We start from the raw sequence: 21,450 nt of genomic DNA, 5'->3' as shown, positions 1-21,450 counted from the left end.
ATTACTCCTCAATGTTCAAGGCATTGCAATGAACCAAGTATTGTCGGCAAAGGCTTCTTCTTAAAACGACTCCGTCAACTTCCACGTTATAGGAGTCGTTGGCAATTTTCTCGCGACCGTGCGTCACATTACTCTGGTCTTTTGAAGCCAAGTTGGGGAACAATAGAACATCTGATGCCTCTACTATTACCTCCAAACTAGGACAGGCGATAGCGTAAGCGCAGAACTTAGAAAATAGCGCTTTATCCTCCTCACAATTACCCACATAAATCATTCGATTAGGGGCTAAGTTGATGCAGGTACCCAAGATTTCTCCTTCATCACTGATTAATAAGGGAGCTGTAATATTGCCCACAAATCCTGAAATTTCACCGTCAGCGGGACCTGCAATATGCGCGATGGGCATTCCCGATAACTTTTTGAATTCAGGTTGACCAAAACCTTGCTCAATTAGATAGCTCTGAAGTATTTCCGGTGAAGTTATTAGTGTTTTAGTGCTCTTGTTCACGATCCCTGTCAGCATTGTTGCGTCAACTCTAGAATATTTTCCACATAGTACTTGTGATTGAAATTTCTTTTCTGACAAACCTAGAACACGAGCAGATATCGAACTAGAGGTCCCAAGTCGCCTCAAATATCGTTCAAGCACTTGAGTTGTCTTAATAGAGGTGTAGACAGTCGCATCACTATGCTGGAGGAACTCCCCACCTCCTGTACTAGCGCTCAAGGTTCTACTTTCTTGGTCACATATTGGCGACACCATATGGAACCTGTTTACGCCACCATGCTCAGATGGATGAATTATATTGGTATGACGAAAGAGCAAAGCTACCGCCGATGAAATCCATTCAGTAAAAAAACAGGTCTTCATTCTGTCATAGCGGTTAGTACTGTAGTCAAATCCTCTATCTTTCCTTGGCGCTATCAAAGTACCCGGTGGCTCTCCTGCAATATTCTTGATGTGAACTGTAGGTATTGAAGGAACAGTACTGTTTTGAATTTTTCTAATGAGTTTACCGAGCGCTACGCCTTCGTTGTTATCTGAATACATTAAGACTGAAAACATAAACTGGCTCAATGCTTGCGCATAATGCTGCTCGCACGTGTATGGGTTTATTTCCTTCAAATGTTGAGTGATGAACTCATACACTGCATTTTTGATACTTCCATCTAGCTCAAAAGTCTTAATCACAACACAACCCCCTCTATTAAACTTCCATCCTTCTCTTGAATAGCTACTTGATAATGTTCAATTGGTGGGGAGTAGAAATGAATGGAGACAGCACTACCTGGATAGTCATTCGCTATTTTATGAAAGTTATCTACTCCTGATAATACGATATGCTGAGAGAGTGAAAGCTTGTTAGCAGACGTAAAGAGTACATTATTCCCGTCTTGTCGATAGTTAGTGTTTATTAATGCGCCTTTAATTACCTTAAATGCACAAATCGAATCAGCGTGATTGTGTATTCTGCTTTTTTGTCCAGGCTTCCAGCATAGAACGAGAACTTCAAATCTATCCGTTTTTATTACGCGATTTCTCGAATAACCTTCACTTTCAAACCTGACATAGTCAGTTACATCACTGGTGTCTAAATCAACATTCGATAAATGCGATTTGATAGATGAGATATCGCGGCATGCTGAAAGATTTTCTATTAATTTCTCTATTTTTAGGGTCATCGAGCATCCATTCTCTTAATTACAACATAGAGCATTAAGTTAATAGAATATGGCATTATCGAATATATACAGATGTGTACAATCTGTTGTATAACAGATGCAGGCAATTTATATTGTGAAAGTTATGGACAACAAACCAATCTATCAACGCATTGCAAACAGTATTATTCAATCAATACAGAAAGGGAATATCGCTCAAGACACCAAGCTCCCTTCAATACGAAAAGTCGCTAAAGAGTATGGTGTTAGTAACCTCACTGTACTCAATGCGATGCGCCTGTTAGAAGACGAGCGCATTGTTTATGCAATGCCTAAAAAAGGTTACTTCGTTAGAAGTATGCTACCAAGTATTAATGGCGACAGCATTCCTAACGAGAAGGAGCACCTCTACTCACTACTAGCTTCGGAGAACAACTCTGGGTTGACCTTATCGAATGGACATATCGACCTGTATCCGGTTCAAAAGATCAGTAAAATTATGCGCAAGCAAATCTATCAGAACCCCAATTTGCTCGGTGGGAACATTTCTGGACATGGTCATGAGTTATTGATAGACGAAATCATAAGACGTGCGATCGAATACGGATGCTCTTTTTCTAAGAACGAAATATGTATCACAAATGGTGGTCTCGAATCGTTGTCTCTTGCTTTAAGAGCAACAACGTCTCAGGGTGACACCGTTCTTGTTCAATCACCGACTTATTTCTACACACTGAAATTCATCTCTGAGTTAGGTCTCAAATGTATCAGCGTTCAACATTTCGATGACATTGAACATCATCTTGAGAGGCATAAGGTTAAGGTCATGGTGTTTAACGCAAACTTCAATAACCCTGATGGAATATTGCTGAGTGAAAGTCACAAACAACGACTTGTTGAACTGTCTAAATTGCATCGATTCACGATTATCGAAGATGACGTTTATGGTGATATTCATTTTACCAAAAGAAGGCCAAAGCCCATTCGCACTTATTCATCTGACGTCATTCTGTGTAATACTTTTACTAAAGCAATAGCGCCGGGTCTAAGAATTGGTTGGATAGCAGCCAGTAACCATACTGAAAAAATCAAAGAACTTAAGCAAAGCACTTCAAAATATACAGCAGAGTTTCCACAAGCTGCGATAGCGGAGTTTTTACGTTCTGGTGGTTACGACCTTCACATGCGTAAATTGAGATCAACACTAGTTTCATTTCGTGATGAAGTACGTTTAGCCATTTTGGAAGCTTTTCCCGAAGGTACCTGGGTATCAGAGCCCGAAGGCGGCTTTGTTTTATGGGTTAAACTACCTAATCGCCTACCCAACCTAGAAGCGAAAATCGAAGAAGCTTCTAGCTTAGGTAAACACTTTGTACCCGGACACTTTTTCTCACTCGAAGAAGATTGCAATCATTGTCTAAGGCTGAATTTTGGCTTTGGTTTGACTGAAGAAGTAAAGACAGCAATTCAACAATTAGGAACGGTTTTCTGTGAATAGTCTTCGCGGCTTTATTAAACAGTATTAAAAAGCTTTAGTTTAGATCCTCGCAAATCGAGCACTGCCAGCAAAGGCAGTCTTAGGATACTTGAAGTTATCCGATGGGTGGATTTAGGCTGGAGCACTCAACTCGTTTCTGTCCAAAAGTGAGTTGGATGACAAGTGTATATGTGTGTGATCACCAAGCGCTCCCATCGTAATGACTATCAACCTATAGCAACACCTTAGTTTTTATGACAAGTTTACGCTTGGAAAAGCGTCAAAATCAGCCCGATTTACAAAAAATATGACAACCGCTATAATTGAGGTTCAGTAAGAGAAATTATTAACCTAACTCACTGTTAAAGATAGAGTTTATTATAAATTGTCAGAAGTTGAGTCTGAAAAAATTTCCAAGGGTACATCTACATGGGAAAAACCTACGATGGCCTGCACCGCATCAGCTTCCTAATTAACGAAGAAGGTGTCATTGAACACGTATTCAACAAGTTCAAAACGAAAACTCACCATGAAGTGGTTTTGGATTATTTGAATAGCAAGTAGACCATTAAGTCATGGTGGTAGGTAGAGATAATGAATCTGTGCCTGCCTCCTTAAAATGATTTAAAGCGAATGAGTAACTAGATACAAAAACAAAAAGCCAGTCATATTCATATAGAACATGACTGGCTTTGTTATTTGTGCAGTTGATTATCGGGAGGCGTCTAACTCTGGATGGTTAATTGCGTTGACTACCGCTTTCACTAGCGTTGCCAAAGGAATGGCAAAGAAGATCCCCCAGAAACCCCATAAGCCACCAAATACCAATACTGAAATAATAATTGCTACAGGGTGCAGGTTTACTGCCTCAGAAAACAGCACTGGTACTAAAACGTTACCGTCTAAGGTTTGAATAATGGCGTAGGCAATCATTAGGTAATAGAACGGTGGTGTTAAACCCCATTGGAATAATCCGACGATAGCCACTGGCACGGTCACCGCAGCGGCGCCTATGTATGGAATCAATACTGAAAGACCTACTGCGACCGCAAGTAAGGCTGAATAGCGCAGATCTAAAATGATAAAGGTAATATAACTGATACCACCGACTATCAATATCTCAAGCACTTTACCGCGAATATAGTTAGAGATTTGGCCGTTCATTTCATTCCATACTTGATGGGCTAGGTTTCTGTTTTTAGGCAAAATGCCTCCTAACATACCTAGCATCTGCTCTTTATCTTTCAACAAGAAGAAGATCAGCAGTGGCACTAAAATCAGATATACCCCTAACGTTGCAAGGCTAATAATTGAAGCCAAAGAGCCTTTTAATACGCTTTCACCCAAGCCAACAAATTTATTTTTAAAATCGACAAACATAAATTCGATGTTGGTTACGGTGGCAAATTCAGGGTAACGTTCTGGAATGCTATTAATGTAGCTTTGTAGCTCTAGGTACATTTTAGGCACATCATTAACCAAGTTACCGATCTGTTGCCAGATGGTCGGAACAATGCCAATAAATGCGATTAAAACCAAGCCGACAAATAGCAGTAACACGATGATCACCGATAACGTCCTTGGTAGACCAAGTCGATTTAATTTTACCACTGGCCACTCCAACAGATAGGCCAAAACAATTGCGACTAAAAGTGGAGCAATAAGGTGTCCGAAAAAGTAAATGGTAATGAAACCAAATATTATAATGACAGCTAGACTCACCGCATGAGGATCTGAGAATCGGCGTTTATACCACTGCTTCATCATATCAAGCATAGAACTACTCTTTGGTTATGGTTAAGTAATAATAGTCAGAAGCTTTGCGAGCCTCCACGAGCATTTCGTGACACGTAAAATAGGACTGCATATCGTTCACGGAAGCGACATCCCTAACAATAAAAGTTAAGCTCTGAGATACTTTTAATGCTCGACTGGCACGCTTAGCTAGTAATAAGCTCATTGGGCAACGCTCTTGGGTAAGATCAATTATTTCGCTGGGTCTAGCAGGTTGGCTAGGCACAGTGGAGTCATTAAGCATAGTAAGAGCGAGTTCTATTTATTCTAAATGCATCTATTGTAAATCTTTTTTAGTTCAAAACCACCTTTATCCCGTGTTAACCTAGTAGCTAATTTGTTAACAAGTATCATTTTGTTCTAATCAAGAAACCAAATGGACTCGATAGGGTCTTATCACTGTATAACCCTCATATAACGGAAACAGGATCTCACGTTAATTAGACAATGAATGCTTTTACTGTAAAACGCCAAACGCTGTTCGCAACAAAGCGACTCAAAGCCATACTGCTCGGTGCGGTATTGTCGGTGAGTGCTGTAAGCATTGCTAATGCTTCTGACCTGCCCGATATAGGGACTACAGCAGGTGCTACGCTAACTATTGCTCAAGAACAACATTACGGCGATGCCTATATGCGCATCCTTAGAGCTAGCCAACCAATACTCAGCGATCCTGTTTTATCTGAATATGTTTCAGGCTTAGGTTATCGCCTTGTGGCAAATTCTGAAGATGTAAAAACACCGTTCACTTTTTTCTTGATTCGAGAACGAAACATTAATGCATTCGCCTTTTTTGGTGGTCACGTAGCGCTGCATACAGGTCTATTTTTGCACGCAAATTCTGAAGGGGAGCTGGCTTCGGTTGTTGCCCACGAAATTGCGCACGTTACCCAGCGACATTTAGCTCGCCGTATGGAAGATGAAGCGCGTAAAACTCCGGTAACTTTAGCCGCATTGGCAGGCTCAATATTATTAGCCATTGCCGCGCCAGAGGCTGGAATTGCCGCCCTTACCGCAACCCAAGCGGGCGCAATGCAAAGCGCAATCAATTATACACGTAGTAATGAAAAAGAAGCCGACCGAGTTGGCATGCGTACTCTAATCAAAACAGGCTTTGATCCTCATGCAATGCCGCATTTCTTTGGCCGTTTAGCCGATGAGTACCGCTATGCTAGCAAACCGCCACCGATGTTACTGACTCACCCATTACCAGAAGATCGAATTACCGATACCCGAGCCAGAGCCGATGCTTATCCGGCTAAAGCGGTTCCGCCTTCACTTGCCTTCCACATGGCAAAAGCTCGTATTGTGGCTCGCTATGTAGGCATTAATAGTGATGCGGCGATGGATTGGTTGCAGCGAAAAGAAAAGAAATCTTCCAATACGATAAAACCGGCCTATCAATATGGCCAAGCTTTGGTGTATTTAGATAGTAAAAAATTAGACCAAGCCGAAAAGCTACTGCTGGCATTACAAAAACAGCAACCACACAGTAATTTCATATTAGATGCGTTATCAGACCTTTATATTGCCAAGAAAACACCGGCAAAGGCGCAATCGATGTTAGAAAACGCACTAAAAGTAAAACCTAGTAATCCAACACTCCTTATTAACCTTGCAAATGTTTTAATTGAGTCTGACAAAAACAGTGAGGCGGCGCGACTACTTCAGAGATACACTCATGCCAATCCTGACGATAGCAATGGCTGGCACCTTCTGAGCAAAGCCAGTGCTAATCTAAGTGACCCAGCAAATGAAGTAGCAGCGCGAGGCGAACAGTATGCACTAAGTGCCAACTGGAACCGTGCAATTCAAAGCTTTACTCAAGCAGCGCAACTTTCGGATCTTGGCAGCTTACAACAAGCTCGCTTCGATGCGCGAATTGACCAACTATTACAACAACGCGACCAATTTATGGCGCTACAAAACTAAAAGGAAATGTCATGTCTGTTGTCATTTATCATAATCCTCGATGCTCAAAAAGCAGAGAAACATTAGCACTATTAGAAGAAAAAGGGATTGCGCCAGAAGTCGTACTTTATCTTGAAGAAGACCTAACTGTTGATTCACTCAACACCCTTTACTCTCAGTTAGAACTTACCGATGTACGAGCAATGATGCGCACTAAAGAAGACATCTACAAAGAGCTGAACCTTGCTGATGACTCTTTGACTAACCAAGCGTTATTTGAAGCGATGTTAGAGAACCGTAAGCTTATTGAGCGCCCTATTGTTGTGGCTAATGGCAAAGCAAGACACGGCCGTCCACCTGAGCAGGTATTAGAGATCCTATAATGTCATCAGATCCTCTAGCAATGGCTCCCAATACCAAACGATGGCTACGAGTTGCTCAAATTGGGCATTTCTCATTGCTAGTTTGGGTCTTATTGTGGCACAGCGTTATCTCTCCACCAGCAGAGTTCAGTCCTTGGTTTTTAACCATTGCTTGGACTTTGCCACTGCTCTTTCCTATCAAAGGCATCGTGGCGCAAAAGCCTTACACCTTTGCTTGGGCAAACTTCATCTTATTGCTCTACTTTCTGCATTCTTTAACATTGGTATACATCGATGAAGGAGAAAGAACATTAGCGATTATTGAACTGGTCATTACTAGTATCGCCTTTGTTGGTAATACGGTTTATAGCCGCCAGAGAGGACGCGAGTTAGGATTAAAGCTAAAGAAGCTATCAGAATATAAACAAGAAGAGCAACAGCGCTTTAGCCGCTAGGTTTTAAATGCGTTGGTGTAGTTTATAATAAAACGCCCCTGCACTTTTCAATAAGTGCAGGGGCGTTTTTGTCTCTATGACTAATTTACATTATCAATGGCTTAAGTTAAGAGTGCCATTCATAGTCTAAAGCTTGCTCTGTCGCTTCTTGTGGTTGCGTTGGCTCGGCGACAACAGGTGCAGTTGTTGCAGGCGCTGAATCCTTGAGAGAACCCGCATCTTGAGTATCTGTACCTTGAATAGCTGTACCTTGAGTATCTGGCGTTTGTGTTTCGCTCGCCACAGGTGCAACTGGAGTAACTGGCGCAGCAACCACTTTTGCTTTACTCACTTTATTGCTGCGTAATAGCTGGCGTTCAAAGTCGGCTTTATCTGTAATTAAGTTCACTTGGAAATCGACTTCGGCACCCACAACGTGGCTTAGCTCAACAGATGCAACACTGGATAAATTCTCTAGCATGCGTTCAATATTAAAATACGATGTAGCCGCATTAACACCACTGAATTTGACCGTGATTGAAGATGAAATCTCACCACTGGCTTTAGCTGAGCTTTTGTTGGCGTAATAACGACCCAGCTCTGCCACTAGCGATTCTGTAATCTGCTTATTAGTACCAGAAGCGTTACCCGTTACGGCATTTAAAGAAGCATCTGCAATAAATTGCGGCTTATCATCATACAAAGTCCATCTTAGGTTTTGATGTTTACCGTTGCGGGTGATTCGAGCCACCACAACCGCATCCACATTATAACGATGGCTACTTTGTGATATTTGCTTAGTAAAACCGCCCCATAGCTCTGTCGGCTTAATGCTAGTCACATCATCAATATCGCCCACAGGTACAATAATTGGTAAGCCTTTTTTTCCTGCTACATAGCGAAGATTAGCAACGGATGTTCTTTCTGACTGCTCCCAACTGATGGTGCGATCATATCCATTATCTTCAACAATCCACACCAACAAGCGAGCACGCTCATCAGGCCAATAAGGAAGATTGGCTTGAGCCAGTAAAGATTGAATCTGTTTTGGGTTAAACGACATCTTTAAGATAGGTTGCCCATTCTTTTGCGATGGCGTTATGGTGGACAAAAAACGACTGCTTTGAGTAATGGCCTTTTTGATTACGGCATTATCCAAAGATGCTGAGTCCCCAGTAGCTTTAACTATAACGTCTCTCATTCCTTCGCGACGCGCTAATTCTTCGCCGCTATGTTTAGCACCATCTTGCTGTTCAATAACCACAGCTTGGGTGTCAAATACATTCACTTTCGTGACTGCAAAGGCAGAAAAAGACGTTATCGTCACAAGTAAACAAGCTAAAAATCGCATAAATTACTCAATATTATGAAGTAGTTAGAAAATAATAAGCAAAGATACTAAAACCGACAAGTAGAGCCCATTTAAAAATGCTCTAGTTGTCGGTTTTATCTCAATAACTACTTAGTACCAAAGATTTTGTCACCAGCGTCACCAAGACCTGGAACAATGTAACCTTTGTCATTTAAGCACTCATCAATAGCGGCGGTGTAAAGCTCGATATCTGGATGCGCTTTTTCTAAAGCTTCAATACCTTCAGGAGCGGCAACAAGTACCAAGGCTTTAATTGTTTTACAACCTTGCTCTTTTAATAGATCGATTGTTGCAATCATAGAACCGCCAGTTGCAAGCATTGGATCAACAACCAAAGCAATACGCTCGTCAATGCAAGACGCTAACTTGTTAAAGTAAGGTACTGGCTCTAGTGTTTCTTCATCACGATAGATACCAACCACACTGATTTTAGCACTAGGCATATGCTCTAGAACGCCGTCCATCATGCCAAGACCTGCACGCAAGATTGGTACTACCGTAACTTTTTTACCTTTGATTTGGTCAACTTCAACATCGCCGTCCCATCCTTTGATAGTGACACGCTCTGTTTCGAAATCAGCTGTCGCTTCATAAGTCAGTAAGCTACCCACTTCTGTTGCTAATTCTCTAAAACGCTTAGTGCTGATGTCGCCCTCGCGCATTAAACCTAGTTTATGTTTTACAAGTGGGTGCTTTACTTCAACAACTCTCATATCTTTCTCCAATCAAAAATCAACAAACCAACGAATTATATACCCAAACAGTCCCAAGTTACGAGCGACACTAAATTTACTAGCTAATTAAAAGGATTTGCATTTATATCTCAGGCTATTAGTGCCTATACAAGGCATTGATCTATTTTTAATTGTTCAATTTGGGTACAATTTAGCTGCCCTATGATAGGCAGAAATCGGCAACTAACATAAATATCCACGCAAACGTTTGCTATTGTGGATTATCCCTTGTTAGAATAGCGCCGATTTTTCTTCCCTAACTTTTCTAAACGAGGAATTTCCCGTGAGTAGTAACAAGCCTTCTCTGAGCTATAAAGATGCTGGTGTAGATATTGATGCTGGCAACGCACTGGTTGACAAAATTAAAGGTGCTGTAAAACGCACGCGTCGTCCAGAGGTCATGGGTGGCATTGGTGGTTTTGGTGCATTATGCGAATTGCCAACCAAATACAAGCAACCAGTACTGGTTTCGGGTACAGATGGCGTTGGTACAAAACTACGCCTTGCTCTAGATATGAAAAAACATGACACCATCGGCATCGACTTAGTTGCAATGTGTGTGAATGACCTTATCGTTCAAGGTGGCGAGCCTCTATTCTTCTTAGATTACTACGCAACAGGGAAGCTTGACGTAGAAACTGCAGCTGACGTTGTGGCGGGTATTGCTGAAGGTTGTGTGCAAGCTGGTTGTTCATTAATCGGTGGCGAAACTGCTGAAATGCCTGGCATGTACGAAGGCGACGACTACGATGTTGCTGGCTTCTGTGTTGGTGTTGTAGAAAAAGAAGACATCATCGATGGTACTAAAGTTGCTGCTGGTGACGCTCTAATCGCAGTCGGTTCAAGTGGCCCACACTCTAATGGTTACTCTCTAGTTCGTAAGATCCTTGAAGTTTCACAAGCGGATCTAAACCAAGACCTAGAAGGCAAACCACTTGGTGAGCACTTGCTACAACCAACAAAAATTTACATCAAATCAGCGCTTAAAATGATTGAGAAGCACGACATTCATGCTATTTCTCATATCACTGGCGGTGGCTTCTGGGAAAACATCCCTCGCGTACTTCCTGAAGGTACTAAAGCCGTTATCGATGGTAACAGCTGGCAGTGGCCAACAGTGTTCAACTGGTTGCAAGAAAACGGCAACGTTGAAACTCGCGAAATGTACCGCACATTTAACTGTGGTGTTGGCCTTATCGTTGCACTTCCTCAAGATCAAGCACAAGCGGCTGTTGACCTTCTAATCGAAGAAAGCGAAAACGCTTGGGTTATTGGTCAAATCGCTGAAGCAAATGGCGAAGAAGAGCAAGTAGAGATCTGCTAACTATGACTAGAATCGTCGTTCTCGTATCAGGGAATGGAAGCAATTTACAAGCGATAATGGATGCTTGTGCTAGCGGCGATATCAAGGCTGAAATCTGTGCGGTCTTTAGTAATAAAGAAAGTGCCTTCGGCCTTGAGCGCGCACAAAGTGCGACGATTCCTGCTCATGCATTATCTCATACTAGCTTTCCAGATAGGCTCAGCTTTGATTTGGCTTTAATTGAGCAAATTGATAAGTATCAGCCAGACTTAATTGTACTGGCAGGCTATATGAGAATTTTGAGTGAAGAATTTGTTGAACACTACCTTGGTAAGATGATCAACATCCACCCTTCTCTTTTGCCTAAGTATCCCGGCCTGCACACTCACCAACGCGCAATTGATGCTGGTGATAGTGAACATGGCAGCACAGTACATTTTGTCACAGCAGAGTTAGACAGCGGTCCTATTATTGATCAAATAAAAGTGCCCATCTCAGCAGAAGATGATGCGCAAAGCTTGATGAATAAAGTACAAAAAGCTGAACATCAACTCTATCCTGATGTTATTCGAAAGATAGCCTCCGGTGAGATACTCTGGAAAGACTCATAATAAAAAAGCAGACTTTTTAAAGTCTGCTTTTTTTTGTCTAACAATTTGTTTTAACTTTACTATTCAAGTGCTTCGGTCGGAGCCTGACTCGCCGGTTTTGGCGCAGCATAAGGTACATCAACTAATGCATCTGAATTGCTCGCAACCAATTCACCATGTTGAAACAGTGTAAATTCCCCCGGTTTTAAGCGGTGCCAAGTTTCATTATCTGTTAAAGGCTGTGTCGCAAGAACAGAAACGACATCATTAGGCGTTGTTTCTTCTTGGAAGTTAATGGTGACATCTTCATCAATCAAGCTTGCTTTGCCAAATGGAGCGCGGCGCGTAATGTAGTACAGATGATTAGTACAATACGCCATCACGTATTCACCATCTGAAAGCAGCATATTAAATACGCCATAGCTTTTCAGCTGATCACATAACGTCACTAGGTATGCAAAAACAGGCATCATATCTTGAGGCGGCTCAGGATACTTTTCTTCTAGCTTTTGTAAAATCCAACAAAAGGAGAATTCACTGTCTGTTTTTCCGACCGAACGGTATCGACCCGTTTTTAAATCATGATAATCGGACAACTGCCCATTGTGAGCAAAAGTCCAGTATCGGCCCCATAGTTCTCGGGTAAACGGGTGAGTATTTTCTAAATTAACCCCACCACGGTTTGCCTGACGAATATGGCTGATAACTGCACGGCTCTTAATAGGATAGCTTTGTACCAACTCTGCAATTTTTGAATCGCAGCTTGGGTTAGGATCTTTAAAGGTGCGAAAGCCCTTCCCTTCATAAAAGGTAATCCCCCAGCCATCAGTATGAGGCCCTGTATTGCCTCCACGCTGAATTAGACCGGTAAAGCTAAAACAGATATCTGTTGGCACATTTGCACTCATGCCAAGCAGTTCACACATAACACTCTCCTACTAAGGTCATCTCAGTGTCCTTGCTAATCTTCCATCTCTTTTTCAATCAATTGAATGATGATATGGATTATTTTGATATGGATCTCTTGAATACGATCAGCGTAACCAAAATGTGGTACTCGTACTTCAACGTCCGCAATACCGGCCATTTTACCACCATCTTTACCCGTTAAGGCAATAGTCTTCATGCCTTTTGCTTTAGCAGCTTCAATCGCTTTAAGAATGTTGCCTGAATTACCCGAAGTAGATAAACCAAACAATACATCTCCCGATTGGCCTACCGCTTCTACATAACGAGAGAAGACATGATCATAACCAAAGTCATTACTGACACAAGACAAGTGACTAGGATCAGAAATAGCAATACCCGGGTAGCCCGGTCGATTTTCACGATAACGTCCAGTCAACTCTTCGGCAAAATGCATCGCATCACAATGAGATCCACCATTACCACAAGATAAAACCTTACCGCCTTGCTTAAATGAGTCTGCAATTGTTTTGGCTGCTAATTCTATCTGCGCAATATTTTTGTCGTCTGACAAAAATGCCTGTAATACGACGGCTGCCTCAGATAATTCACTCTTAATAAGGTCCTGATACATTGCTGATCTCTCCTAAGTTTTTCTGCTAACGCTGTAGCCTCGAATGTAGCAAGAAAAGTTTAGCAGTGTCGAGAGTCATCTCGTCAGATTTTCAACGCAATAGTCACATTGCTTACTATTACGTCAGCTTTTCTTTGATTGAGGCGCTCATGATACAACTCACAAATTATCACCAACAATACTTTACAAAATCTTAACATTTGCAATACTAAGATAACTGGTTAGACCTCTTACCTATCTTTCAGCTCTAACCTCGGCAAATGGAGATTCACTTATAATGGAAATATTTTTTGCTCTACTGTTACTGGTCATTGTTTTAGGCGCATGCTTGTATCACCGAACATCGCTTTTTAGTGCCTTTATTAGCACCAGCGTCGCGCTGCTGATTTACTCTATTGCGGTCGAGTTTTCTATTTTCCCGTGGGCTCTACTACTTGGCATCACTGCATTCATGAAGCTGGATACTTGGCGTCAAAAAACAGTCACCAACAAAGCTTTAACGTTATTTAAGAGCGTGCTACCTCCTATGTCTCAAACAGAGAAAGAAGCACTGGATGCGGGTACAACTTGGTGGGAAGCCGAGTTATTTCAGGGCAAGCCTAATTGGCAATTTCTAAAGGACATTCCAAAATCGACACTATCAACTGAAGAAAAAGCCTTTCTTGATGGGCCGGTTAATGAATTGTGCGCCATGGTCAATGACTATGAAATTACTCATGAACTTGCCGATATGCCGCCAGAGATTTGGCAGTATCTAAAAGAGCATAAGTTTTTTGCCATGATCATTAAGAAAAAATACGGCGGTCTGGAGTTTTCAGCTTACGCTCAAGCGCTAGTGCTACAAAGACTGGCAGGTACTTCTATCGTGGTTGCCTCCACTGTCGGTGTACCTAACTCACTAGGGCCAGGCGAATTACTGCAAATGTATGGCACGCAACAGCAGCGAGATCACTACTTACCAAGGCTTGCCAAAGGACAAGAGATCCCCTGCTTTGCGCTAACCAATCCTGAAGCGGGCTCGGATGCAGGCGCGATCCCAGACTTTGGAATAGTATGCAAGGGGCAATGGCAAGGCAAAGAAGTGCTCGGCATGCGCCTAACTTGGAATAAACGCTACATTACCCTTGCTCCTGTGGCGACAGTACTAGGGCTTGCTTTCAAGCTAAGAGATCCTGATGGATTACTTGGTGATACTAAAGAACTCGGCATTACCTGTGCATTAATCCCCACTAACCTTGAAGGTGTAAAAATCGGCCGTAGGCACTTTCCTCTCAATATCCCATTCCAAAATGGACCAACCCAAGCCAATGATCTTTTTGTACCTCTGGATTTTATTATTGGTGGACAGGAAATGGCAGGCCAAGGATGGAAAATGCTGGTTGAGTGCCTCTCTGTTGGACGCGCAATTACCCTGCCATCAACCAATACTGGTGGCATTAAAACTAATGCATTGGCCATCGGCGCTTACGCACGTATTCGTCGCCAGTTCAAACAACCGATAGGCCGAATGGAAGGAATTGAAGAACCACTGGCTCGTATTGCAGGCAGTGCTTATCTATTAGAAGGGGCGAATCTGCTGACTATGGGCGCTATCGATAATGGCGCAAAACCGTCGGTTATCTCAGCGATTGTGAAATTCCACTGTACCGATCTTGGACAAAAAGCGGCAATTGATGCCATGGATATCGCCGGCGGTAAAGGCGTAATGCTTGGCCCTTCTAATTTCCTAGGTCGAGCCTATCAAGGCGCACCCATATCTGTAACGGTAGAGGGCGCAAACATACTGACTCGCTCATTGATGATTTATGGTCAAGGTGCCATTCGCTGTCACCCGTATGTTTTAAAAGAAATGGAGCTGGCTTACAGCGATAAGCCTGATGCTCTTGCCCAATTTGATGATGCTTTATTTAGTCATATTGGTTTTGCTATGAGTAACCTGTCGCGTAGTTTGGTGTTTTCTGTCACCGATGGACGAGGCTCGGATTCTCCAACCAAAGATGCAAGCAAACGCTACTACCAGCAACTCAATCGCTACAGTGCTAATCTGGCGTTATTATCGGATATTTCGATGGCAGTCCTTGGCGGTTCTTTAAAACGCAAAGAGCGTCTTTCTGCGCGCTTAGCCGATATGCTTGGGCAATTATATTTGTGCTCTGCGATGCTAAAACGTTTTGAATTAGATGGCAGCCCAAAAGAAGATTTACCTCTGGTGCATTGGAGCGCGCAAAACAGCTTATTTAAAATTGAATCGGCTATGTATGACTTCTTAGTGAATTTCCCAAATAAATGGATCGGACTAAAACTTCGAGTGTTATTAATGCCTATCGGGCGAGTACGCAAAGTGCCATCGGATAAACTGGATAGTCAATTGGCTAAAATTCTGCAAACCCCTAGCAGCACTCGTTCACGCTTGGGTCGAAACCAATATTTTGAACCATCAAAGCACTGCGTACACGGCCAACTAGAGCTTGCGCTAACGGTAGTGCTACAAGCAGAGCCGATTTTTAATAAAATATGTAAAGCTCTAGAGCAGCGTAAACCCTTTACTCGACTCGATCTGATTGCCGAGCAAGGGTTACAAGCCAATATTATCAGCCAAGAAGAAGCGGAGATTTTACAAGAGGCGGAACAACACAGATTAAGAAGCATCAACGTCGATGATTTTGATCCTGAGCATCTGCCTGCCAATGCCACAGCGCAAAAAGAGTGCACTGCCAGTAATGCTTAATGACATATTTTTTAAAATGTGCCGTTAATTAAGTGAGTAATTAACTAAAATGCTCCGTTAGCTAAGATGTTCAGGTTGCAAAAGTTTAGCTTGCAAAAATAACGCCGCCCTAACAGTGATTCACTATTAGGGCGGCGTTTTGTTTATCTTTATGTTTAGATAGCAACAAGCTTATCAGGCTGACTTACCAGTTAGGTTCACCCGATAGCAGTTTTAGCCTTTGCGTATGCTCTGCTAATTCCTCATCACTGGCTTTTATCACTTTAAGTGGCGCTCGCCCAGAAGCAACGCGCTGAATCATAGAACCGCCCGCCCCTTGCGCATTATCACCATTAAATTGAATTGCCGTCTGTCCACCTGTCATAAACAAGTAAACATCCGCTAGAATTTCAGCATCGAGTAACGCGCCGTGCAAAACACGCGCGGATATATCAATGGTGAAATGTTTGGCTAACGAATCAAGGTTTTTACGCGCAGGCATGTTGGGCAAACGTTTTGCCATTGCCAGTGTATCGGTAATTTTGCAGTGATCTTGCGTTTTACCAATCGTCCGATCTAACTTTTGAAACTCGTTATCCATAAAGCCCACATCAAAGGGAGCGTTATGAGCAACAAGTTCTGCGCCATCAATAAAGGCCAAAAACTCTTTATGGATGTCCTTATATTCAGGCTTATCCAGCAAAAATTCATCGGTAATACCGTGAACTGCAATCGCTTCAGGCTGAATTTCACGATCAGGTTTAATGTACACATGGAAATGGCGACCGGTTAATTTACGGTTCACGATTTCCACGGCACCAATCTCAATGATTCGATGACCAAGGTAGGTAGGGCCGCCTTCGCGGTTCATACCGGTTGTTTCTGTATCGAGCACCACAATACGGCGCGAATTGTTACTAGTATTCATAATTAAAACTGTGTCAGACTAAAGATAAGGCTGTTATTAGGTAATCATACCAAATCATGAATAAACACGTTGAGATTTTCACAGATGGATCATGCTTAGGCAATCCAGGACCTGGCGGTTATGGCATTGTCATACGCTATAAAGAGCACGAAAAGCAAATTGCTAAAGGTTTTACCCTGACCACCAATAACCGAATGGAAATGATGGCAGCAATAGAAGGACTCAAACTTCTAAAAGAACCCTGCAAAGTAGTATTGACCACCGATAGCCAGTATGTACGCCAAGGTATTACCCAATGGATTCATAATTGGAAAAAACGTGACTGGAAAACAGCCAGCAAAAAGCCGGTGAAAAATGCCGACCTTTGGCAGGCATTAGATAAAGAAAGCCAACGTCACGAAGTAGACTGGAAGTGGGTTAAAGGTCACGCCGGTCATAGAGAAAACGAAATCTGTGATGAAATTGCCCGTCTTGCTGCAGAAACCCCTACCGATGAAGATACGGGTTATCAGCCTTCATAAGATTAGAACTAAGATTTAATCCGACAATTTAGCCTCACCGGAGAGAGCTGTCTCTTTAATTTCCAGTGAGGTTTAATTGGTTTTAAGGGATAAGTTCTTTTACGCGCCACGATAAAGTACTGACTTGAAAATGGCGTACTCCAACTGCCAATCCCATTTTCTATCCAAGTCCATATTGCACGCTGTTTTTGCGCAGGTATTAGCCCATAACTGTCCATATGCACAACTTGGTAATTTAACAGACTAAGCCAATCTTTTACTCGATGAGGCGTAAACATCCGCCCACTCCACGGCATATTGTGTTTGCGCCATGGCATTAAACTGTTTAAGCCAGATAAGCTAATCGGGTTAAATCCGGTTAATATTAAATACCCATCATCAATCATCACTCGATCCACTTCACGTAATAACCGATGAGGATCTAGGCAATAATCCAGTTGGTGCGCCATCAGTACCACATCAATGCTTTTTTCCAAAAATGGCAAATCATATGCATCGGCAATAATATTGTGAATCGGGTTTTCAATATCTAAATTAATTTGATGCTGGATATTACAGTTACAACTGGTAATCTCACAACTCAAACCACCGAGCTTTAGCATGTGATAGCCAAAGAGTTTTGGGCACCATTCATCAAGACGCATTTGAATTGCGTCACGTACCCACATATGTTTAGGTAGTTCATCCCATGAATGGGGTTGAATCATTTTCCGTGATATTCGAGCTGGGCGCATTCAGCAGTCATCCGTATAGAAACAATAGGAATATCTTAATGTTAGTCGTAAAAAGCATACCTGCATTTAATGATAATTACATCTGGCTGATTCACAATAACCAAGGTCAATGTGCAGTAGTTGATCCGGGGGATGCTGCACCTGTTTTAGCCTACCTTACACAGCACCAACTAAAGCTGACAACTATCTTGATTACCCACCATCATTCCGATCATATTGGTGGTGTATCTGAGCTCAAACGTGCCTTTACTGATGTGACTATTGTAGGTCCTAAAAATGATGCGGTGGCAGGTTTAACTCATTCCGTCGATTCAGGACAGCAGTTGGACTTGTTTGGTGAGAACTTCTTAGTTTTAGCTTTGCCGGGTCACACTCTAGGTCATATTGGTTTTTTAGGTGATGGTAAACTATTTTGCGGTGACGTTTTATTCTCTGCTGGTTGCGGTAGAGTCTTTGAAGGGACACCCGCCCAAATGTGGCAGTCGTTACAAAAACTGGCCGGTTTACCGGTAGAAACTGAAGTCTATTCAGCCCATGAATATACTTCGAGTAACTTATCCTTTGCTATGGCTATAGAACCTGGTAACGATCAGTTACAAATTTATCGTGAAAAAGTGAATCAGCTTAGAGCACATCAAAAGCCGACCTTGCCCACAACAATTGAGCAAGAAAAATGGATTAACCCATTTTTGAGGGTCGATTTCCCCGAAGTTATCAATTCTGTTTCACATAGAACCGACGATCTTAGCCCTGAAGGCGTGTTTACCGCACTGCGTAAATGGAAAGATAGCTTCTAATTGAGTACACTCAGGCACAATTTTAGAATAACCCCAATTCAGATAAATGACAGTTCTGGCTATCTCATATAGTGAGCAGAATTTATCTGGATTGGTATCATATTGCACGAAGGCTTTTTTAATGAAATTGAAATACAGTTGGATATTCGCTCTGGTTCTTACGGGCTGTCAAACACCTCAACAGCCCACAGAAAATGCAACCTCCGAGAGCACACCAACAACAGAACAAAGCCAGACTGTTGTGGTTACACCTAAGGTTCAACCTGAGGAAGTAGTTGCTACTGAACCGGTGAAGGTTGAAGAAAAAGCGCCAGAGCCTACTCCACAAGAGCAAAAAGACTTATGGAAGCGCATCGGTATGCAATTAAAAATGCCCGTTGCCAACGATAAAAAAGTGGAGTACTACCGTAATTGGTACATCAAACACCCAAACCACCTAAAAACAGTCTCAAAAAGAGCACAGCCTTACCTTCATATCATTGTTGAAAGAATTGAAGAAAAGAACTTACCGATGGAACTGGCTCTATTGCCTGTCGTAGAAAGCTCTTATGATGCCTTTGCTTATTCGCACGGTAGCGCAGCTGGACTGTGGCAATTTATTCCGGGCACAGGAAAGTGGTATGGCCTTGAGCAAAACTACTGGTATGACGGTCGCCGTGATGTAGTTGCCTCAACCGATGCGGCATTGAAATATCTGCACGACTTAAATTCACGTTTTGATGGTAACTGGAACCATGCTATCGCGGCATACAATAGTGGCGGCGGGCGTGTCAGCAGTGCTATTCGTAAAAATCGTCGTTTAAATAAACCAACGGATTTCTTCTCTCTTGAATTACCTAAAGAGACCAGTGCTTACGTTCCTAAATTAATGGCCATTGCTGACATTGTGGCTAACCCAGAAAAATATGGCGTTGAAATACCACCGATTGAGAACAAGCCAGTGCTTGTGCAAGTACACCCTAAAGAGCAGTTGGATCTAGGTATTGCAGCCCAATACGCAGGTATATCTGTAAAAGAACTGCAAAGCTACAACCCAGCCTATAACCAATGGGCAACTGCACCAGATGGGCCACAACAGCTACTAATACCGATTGAGAAACAAGAGCAGTTCTTAGCTCAAGTTGAGAAAAACCGCGGTAAAGGCGTAAAACTTATTCGCTATAAAGTGCAGTCAGGCGATAGCCTTGGAAAAATTGCACAAAAACACAATACCACTATCAAAGTCATTCAAAATGCTAATGGTATGTCGAATGTGAACATTAGAGCTGGGCATTACTTGTTGATTCCAACATCAACACAATCAAACAATGCTTATGTACTAAGTGCGCAAAACCGCCTAAAACAAACTCAATCTCGTAGCCGAGGTGACTATAAAATTTCACATACGGTTAAATCAGGGGAGAGTTTCTGGAACATTGCCAAGGAACATAATGTTTCAGTGCAATCTTTAGCAAAATGGAATGGCATGGCGCCAAAAGATACATTGCGTGTTGGACAAAACTTAGTGGTGTGGAAGAAAGGCTCACCGGGCGCGGTAATGCGTACTGTCTATTACAATGTGCGCAGTGGAGACAGTATCAGCACTATCGCTAGTCGCTTTAAAGTGCGTTCTAGCGATGTGATTAAGTGGAATAATTTAAGTAAGTCTAAATACCTTAAACCCGGACAAAAGCTAAAGCTGTATGTCGATGTCACTAAAGTGACAGTTTAGTCTCTCTTATCACAAAGTGAGCAAGTAAAGGGTTATGGTCAGAGGCATCACTTGCGGGTGCCTCGGCTTTTACTAAGGTAAGCCCACGATAATAGATATGGTCTAACACATGACCATTTAAAAATTCAGTTTGATGACCACTACTAAAAAACACTTCTTGTAAATTGGCATCTGATACCACTTGCGCTAACTTCTCTAATCGGCCATCACTCCAAGTATTAAAATCTCCACCGAGTATGACAGGGCCATGATGATGTTTAAGCTTATTTACTAATGCCAGTACCTGCTTAAAGTATTCATTAGTACCAAGAGTAAAGTTGATCCCATGCAAATTTCCGACGGCAATTATCTCGCCATTAGACAATGGGTAGGTGGCAAATAAAGCCGACTTAGGTAAACGTATCCAAGGTTCGGTATCTAATTGAGCGCAAATACGTAATGGGTAAACAGGGGCTAGATTTAATACGCCAGTGCTCACATCTAATGCTTCAAATGCTTTTGCTTGCTGCCCTACCCAATTCTCTTTATAGAGCCAAGCTTTGAACTCATCAGTAAGGCTGACTTCTTGTAGTAAACCAATCTGAGCTCCTTGTAGATGCTCTGTTAGCTCCGATTTCCAATTCTGTCGATTTTGTTTATATAGGTTCCACACCAATACGTTGATGTGTCCCTGATTATCAAGTGCTTCACCGCTGCCTTCAAAGGCTCGGCACTGTAAAGACGTACCACTTTGCCTATCTTTAATACCATCGGTGATCACAAGACTCTGGGAGTTAGGTATGGAAAAGAAGTATCCCAGTAATAGTGTGGCTATTGATGAAACAATGACGACAACCCAAGTAACTCCTTTTTTGGTGATACCTATTTTCATTA

21 protein-coding genes and 1 pseudogene are annotated in these 21,450 nt (G+C 42.3%); 11 read left to right on the top strand and 11 right to left on the bottom strand.

The window, feature by feature from the left end; genetic code table 11:
- Window position 1 precedes the first annotated feature (1 nt).
- Entirely contained in the window at window positions 2-1,192 is a 1,191-nt protein-coding gene (locus A9260_RS04095) for a hypothetical protein (protein WP_068696479.1), read from the bottom strand.
- Window positions 1,189-1,683, bottom strand: a complete 495-nt coding sequence (locus A9260_RS04090) for a cysteine dioxygenase (protein ID WP_068696477.1) — start codon at window positions 1,681-1,683, stop codon at window positions 1,189-1,191. Before A9260_RS04090 ends, A9260_RS04095 begins: the two co-directional genes overlap by 4 nt.
- 124 nt (window positions 1,684-1,807) lie before the next feature.
- Between A9260_RS04090 and A9260_RS04085 the strand changes: the two genes are divergently transcribed.
- Entirely contained in the window at window positions 1,808-3,160 is a 1,353-nt protein-coding gene (locus A9260_RS04085) for an aminotransferase-like domain-containing protein (protein WP_068696513.1), read from the top strand.
- A 405-nt stretch (window positions 3,161-3,565) separates the two neighbouring features.
- Window positions 3,566-3,703: pseudogene (locus A9260_RS16565) on the top strand (thioredoxin-dependent thiol peroxidase); the annotation flags it as partial.
- A 147-nt stretch (window positions 3,704-3,850) separates the two neighbouring features.
- Here A9260_RS16565 and A9260_RS04080 read toward each other — a convergent pair.
- Together A9260_RS04080 and A9260_RS04075 are read right to left on the bottom strand one after the other, a co-directional pair.
- Window positions 3,851-4,915: an AI-2E family transporter gene (locus A9260_RS04080; RefSeq protein ID WP_068696475.1), complete on the bottom strand. Its 1,065-nt coding sequence runs from the start codon at window positions 4,913-4,915 to the stop codon at window positions 3,851-3,853.
- A gap of 4 nt (window positions 4,916-4,919) precedes the next feature.
- Window positions 4,920-5,159, bottom strand: a complete 240-nt coding sequence (locus A9260_RS04075; protein WP_231892566.1) for a sulfurtransferase TusA family protein — start codon at window positions 5,157-5,159, stop codon at window positions 4,920-4,922.
- A gap of 221 nt (window positions 5,160-5,380) precedes the next feature.
- Here A9260_RS04075 and A9260_RS04070 point away from each other — a divergent pair, with 221 nt between their 5' ends.
- The 3 genes from A9260_RS04070 to A9260_RS04060 are packed head-to-tail and all read left to right on the top strand — an operon-like array spanning window position 5,381 to window position 7,661.
- Window positions 5,381-6,865, top strand: coding sequence for a beta-barrel assembly-enhancing protease (locus A9260_RS04070; protein ID WP_082957046.1), 1,485 nt, complete (start codon window positions 5,381-5,383; stop codon window positions 6,863-6,865).
- Between the two features lie 11 nt (window positions 6,866-6,876).
- Window positions 6,877-7,227 (top strand): arsenate reductase (glutaredoxin), encoded by a 351-nt coding sequence (arsC, locus tag A9260_RS04065; RefSeq protein ID WP_068696471.1) that lies wholly within the window; start codon window positions 6,877-6,879, stop codon window positions 7,225-7,227.
- Window positions 7,227-7,661 (top strand): DUF2069 domain-containing protein, encoded by a 435-nt coding sequence (locus A9260_RS04060; RefSeq protein WP_068696469.1) that lies wholly within the window; start codon window positions 7,227-7,229, stop codon window positions 7,659-7,661. Before arsC ends, A9260_RS04060 begins: the two co-directional genes overlap by 1 nt.
- Window positions 7,662-7,767: 106 nt before the next feature.
- On the opposite strand, the gene A9260_RS04055 is transcribed toward A9260_RS04060, so the two are convergent.
- Together A9260_RS04055 and upp are read right to left on the bottom strand one after the other, a co-directional pair.
- A complete protein-coding gene (locus tag A9260_RS04055) occupies window positions 7,768-8,991 on the bottom strand; it encodes a DUF2066 domain-containing protein (protein WP_082957044.1) in 1,224 nt (407 codons plus the stop codon).
- Between the two features lie 107 nt (window positions 8,992-9,098).
- A complete protein-coding gene (upp, locus tag A9260_RS04050) occupies window positions 9,099-9,725 on the bottom strand; it encodes a uracil phosphoribosyltransferase (protein WP_068696467.1) in 627 nt (208 codons plus the stop codon).
- Between the two features lie 304 nt (window positions 9,726-10,029).
- On the opposite strand from upp, the gene purM reads away from it, so the two are divergent.
- Both purM and purN read left to right on the top strand, forming a co-directional pair.
- On the top strand, window positions 10,030-11,070 hold the full coding sequence (purM, locus tag A9260_RS04045; protein WP_068696465.1) for a phosphoribosylformylglycinamidine cyclo-ligase: 1,041 nt from the start codon (window positions 10,030-10,032) through the stop codon (window positions 11,068-11,070).
- A gap of 2 nt (window positions 11,071-11,072) precedes the next feature.
- Window positions 11,073-11,660 (top strand): phosphoribosylglycinamide formyltransferase, encoded by a 588-nt coding sequence (gene purN / locus A9260_RS04040; RefSeq protein WP_082957043.1) that lies wholly within the window; start codon window positions 11,073-11,075, stop codon window positions 11,658-11,660.
- Between the two features lie 59 nt (window positions 11,661-11,719).
- Here the strand turns inward: purN and A9260_RS04035 are convergent, their stop codons facing one another.
- Window positions 11,720-12,565: a class II glutamine amidotransferase gene (locus A9260_RS04035; protein ID WP_068696461.1), complete on the bottom strand. Its 846-nt coding sequence runs from the start codon at window positions 12,563-12,565 to the stop codon at window positions 11,720-11,722.
- A 35-nt stretch (window positions 12,566-12,600) separates the two neighbouring features.
- A complete protein-coding gene (gene lpcA, locus A9260_RS04030; RefSeq protein ID WP_068696459.1) occupies window positions 12,601-13,179 on the bottom strand; it encodes a D-sedoheptulose 7-phosphate isomerase in 579 nt (192 codons plus the stop codon).
- A gap of 277 nt (window positions 13,180-13,456) precedes the next feature.
- On the opposite strand from lpcA, the gene fadE reads away from it, so the two are divergent.
- Complete coding sequence (fadE, locus tag A9260_RS04025; protein WP_068696457.1) at window positions 13,457-15,907, top strand: acyl-CoA dehydrogenase FadE; 2,451 nt, start codon at window positions 13,457-13,459, stop codon at window positions 15,905-15,907.
- Between the two features lie 184 nt (window positions 15,908-16,091).
- Here fadE and dnaQ read toward each other — a convergent pair whose 3' ends face one another.
- Window positions 16,092-16,814, bottom strand: coding sequence for a DNA polymerase III subunit epsilon (gene dnaQ, locus A9260_RS04020; RefSeq protein WP_068696455.1), 723 nt, complete (start codon window positions 16,812-16,814; stop codon window positions 16,092-16,094).
- A 56-nt stretch (window positions 16,815-16,870) separates the two neighbouring features.
- Between dnaQ and rnhA the strand changes: the two genes are divergently transcribed.
- Complete coding sequence (gene rnhA, locus A9260_RS04015) at window positions 16,871-17,335, top strand: ribonuclease HI (RefSeq protein WP_068696454.1); 465 nt, start codon at window positions 16,871-16,873, stop codon at window positions 17,333-17,335.
- Between the two features lie 8 nt (window positions 17,336-17,343).
- Here the strand turns inward: rnhA and A9260_RS04010 are convergent, their stop codons facing one another.
- Entirely contained in the window at window positions 17,344-18,069 is a 726-nt protein-coding gene (locus A9260_RS04010; protein ID WP_068696452.1) for a class I SAM-dependent methyltransferase, read from the bottom strand.
- A gap of 38 nt (window positions 18,070-18,107) precedes the next feature.
- Here A9260_RS04010 and gloB point away from each other — a divergent pair, with 38 nt between their 5' ends.
- Together gloB and A9260_RS04000 are read left to right on the top strand one after the other, a co-directional pair.
- On the top strand, window positions 18,108-18,866 hold the full coding sequence (gene gloB / locus A9260_RS04005; protein WP_068696450.1) for a hydroxyacylglutathione hydrolase: 759 nt from the start codon (window positions 18,108-18,110) through the stop codon (window positions 18,864-18,866).
- A 121-nt stretch (window positions 18,867-18,987) separates the two neighbouring features.
- A complete protein-coding gene (locus tag A9260_RS04000; RefSeq protein ID WP_068696448.1) occupies window positions 18,988-20,577 on the top strand; it encodes a LysM peptidoglycan-binding domain-containing protein in 1,590 nt (529 codons plus the stop codon).
- Here A9260_RS04000 and A9260_RS03995 read toward each other — a convergent pair.
- Entirely contained in the window at window positions 20,561-21,448 is an 888-nt protein-coding gene (locus A9260_RS03995; RefSeq protein ID WP_068696446.1) for an endonuclease/exonuclease/phosphatase family protein, read from the bottom strand. The two genes, A9260_RS04000 and A9260_RS03995, sit on opposite strands and share 17 nt — an antisense overlap.
- Between the last annotated feature and the right edge of the window lie 2 nt (window positions 21,449-21,450).

Source organism: Vibrio sp. UCD-FRSSP16_30 (assembly GCF_001676025.1).
Lineage (GTDB): Bacteria > Pseudomonadota > Gammaproteobacteria > Enterobacterales > Vibrionaceae > Vibrio.
This window is presented reverse-complemented; position numbering and strand designations above follow the sequence as displayed.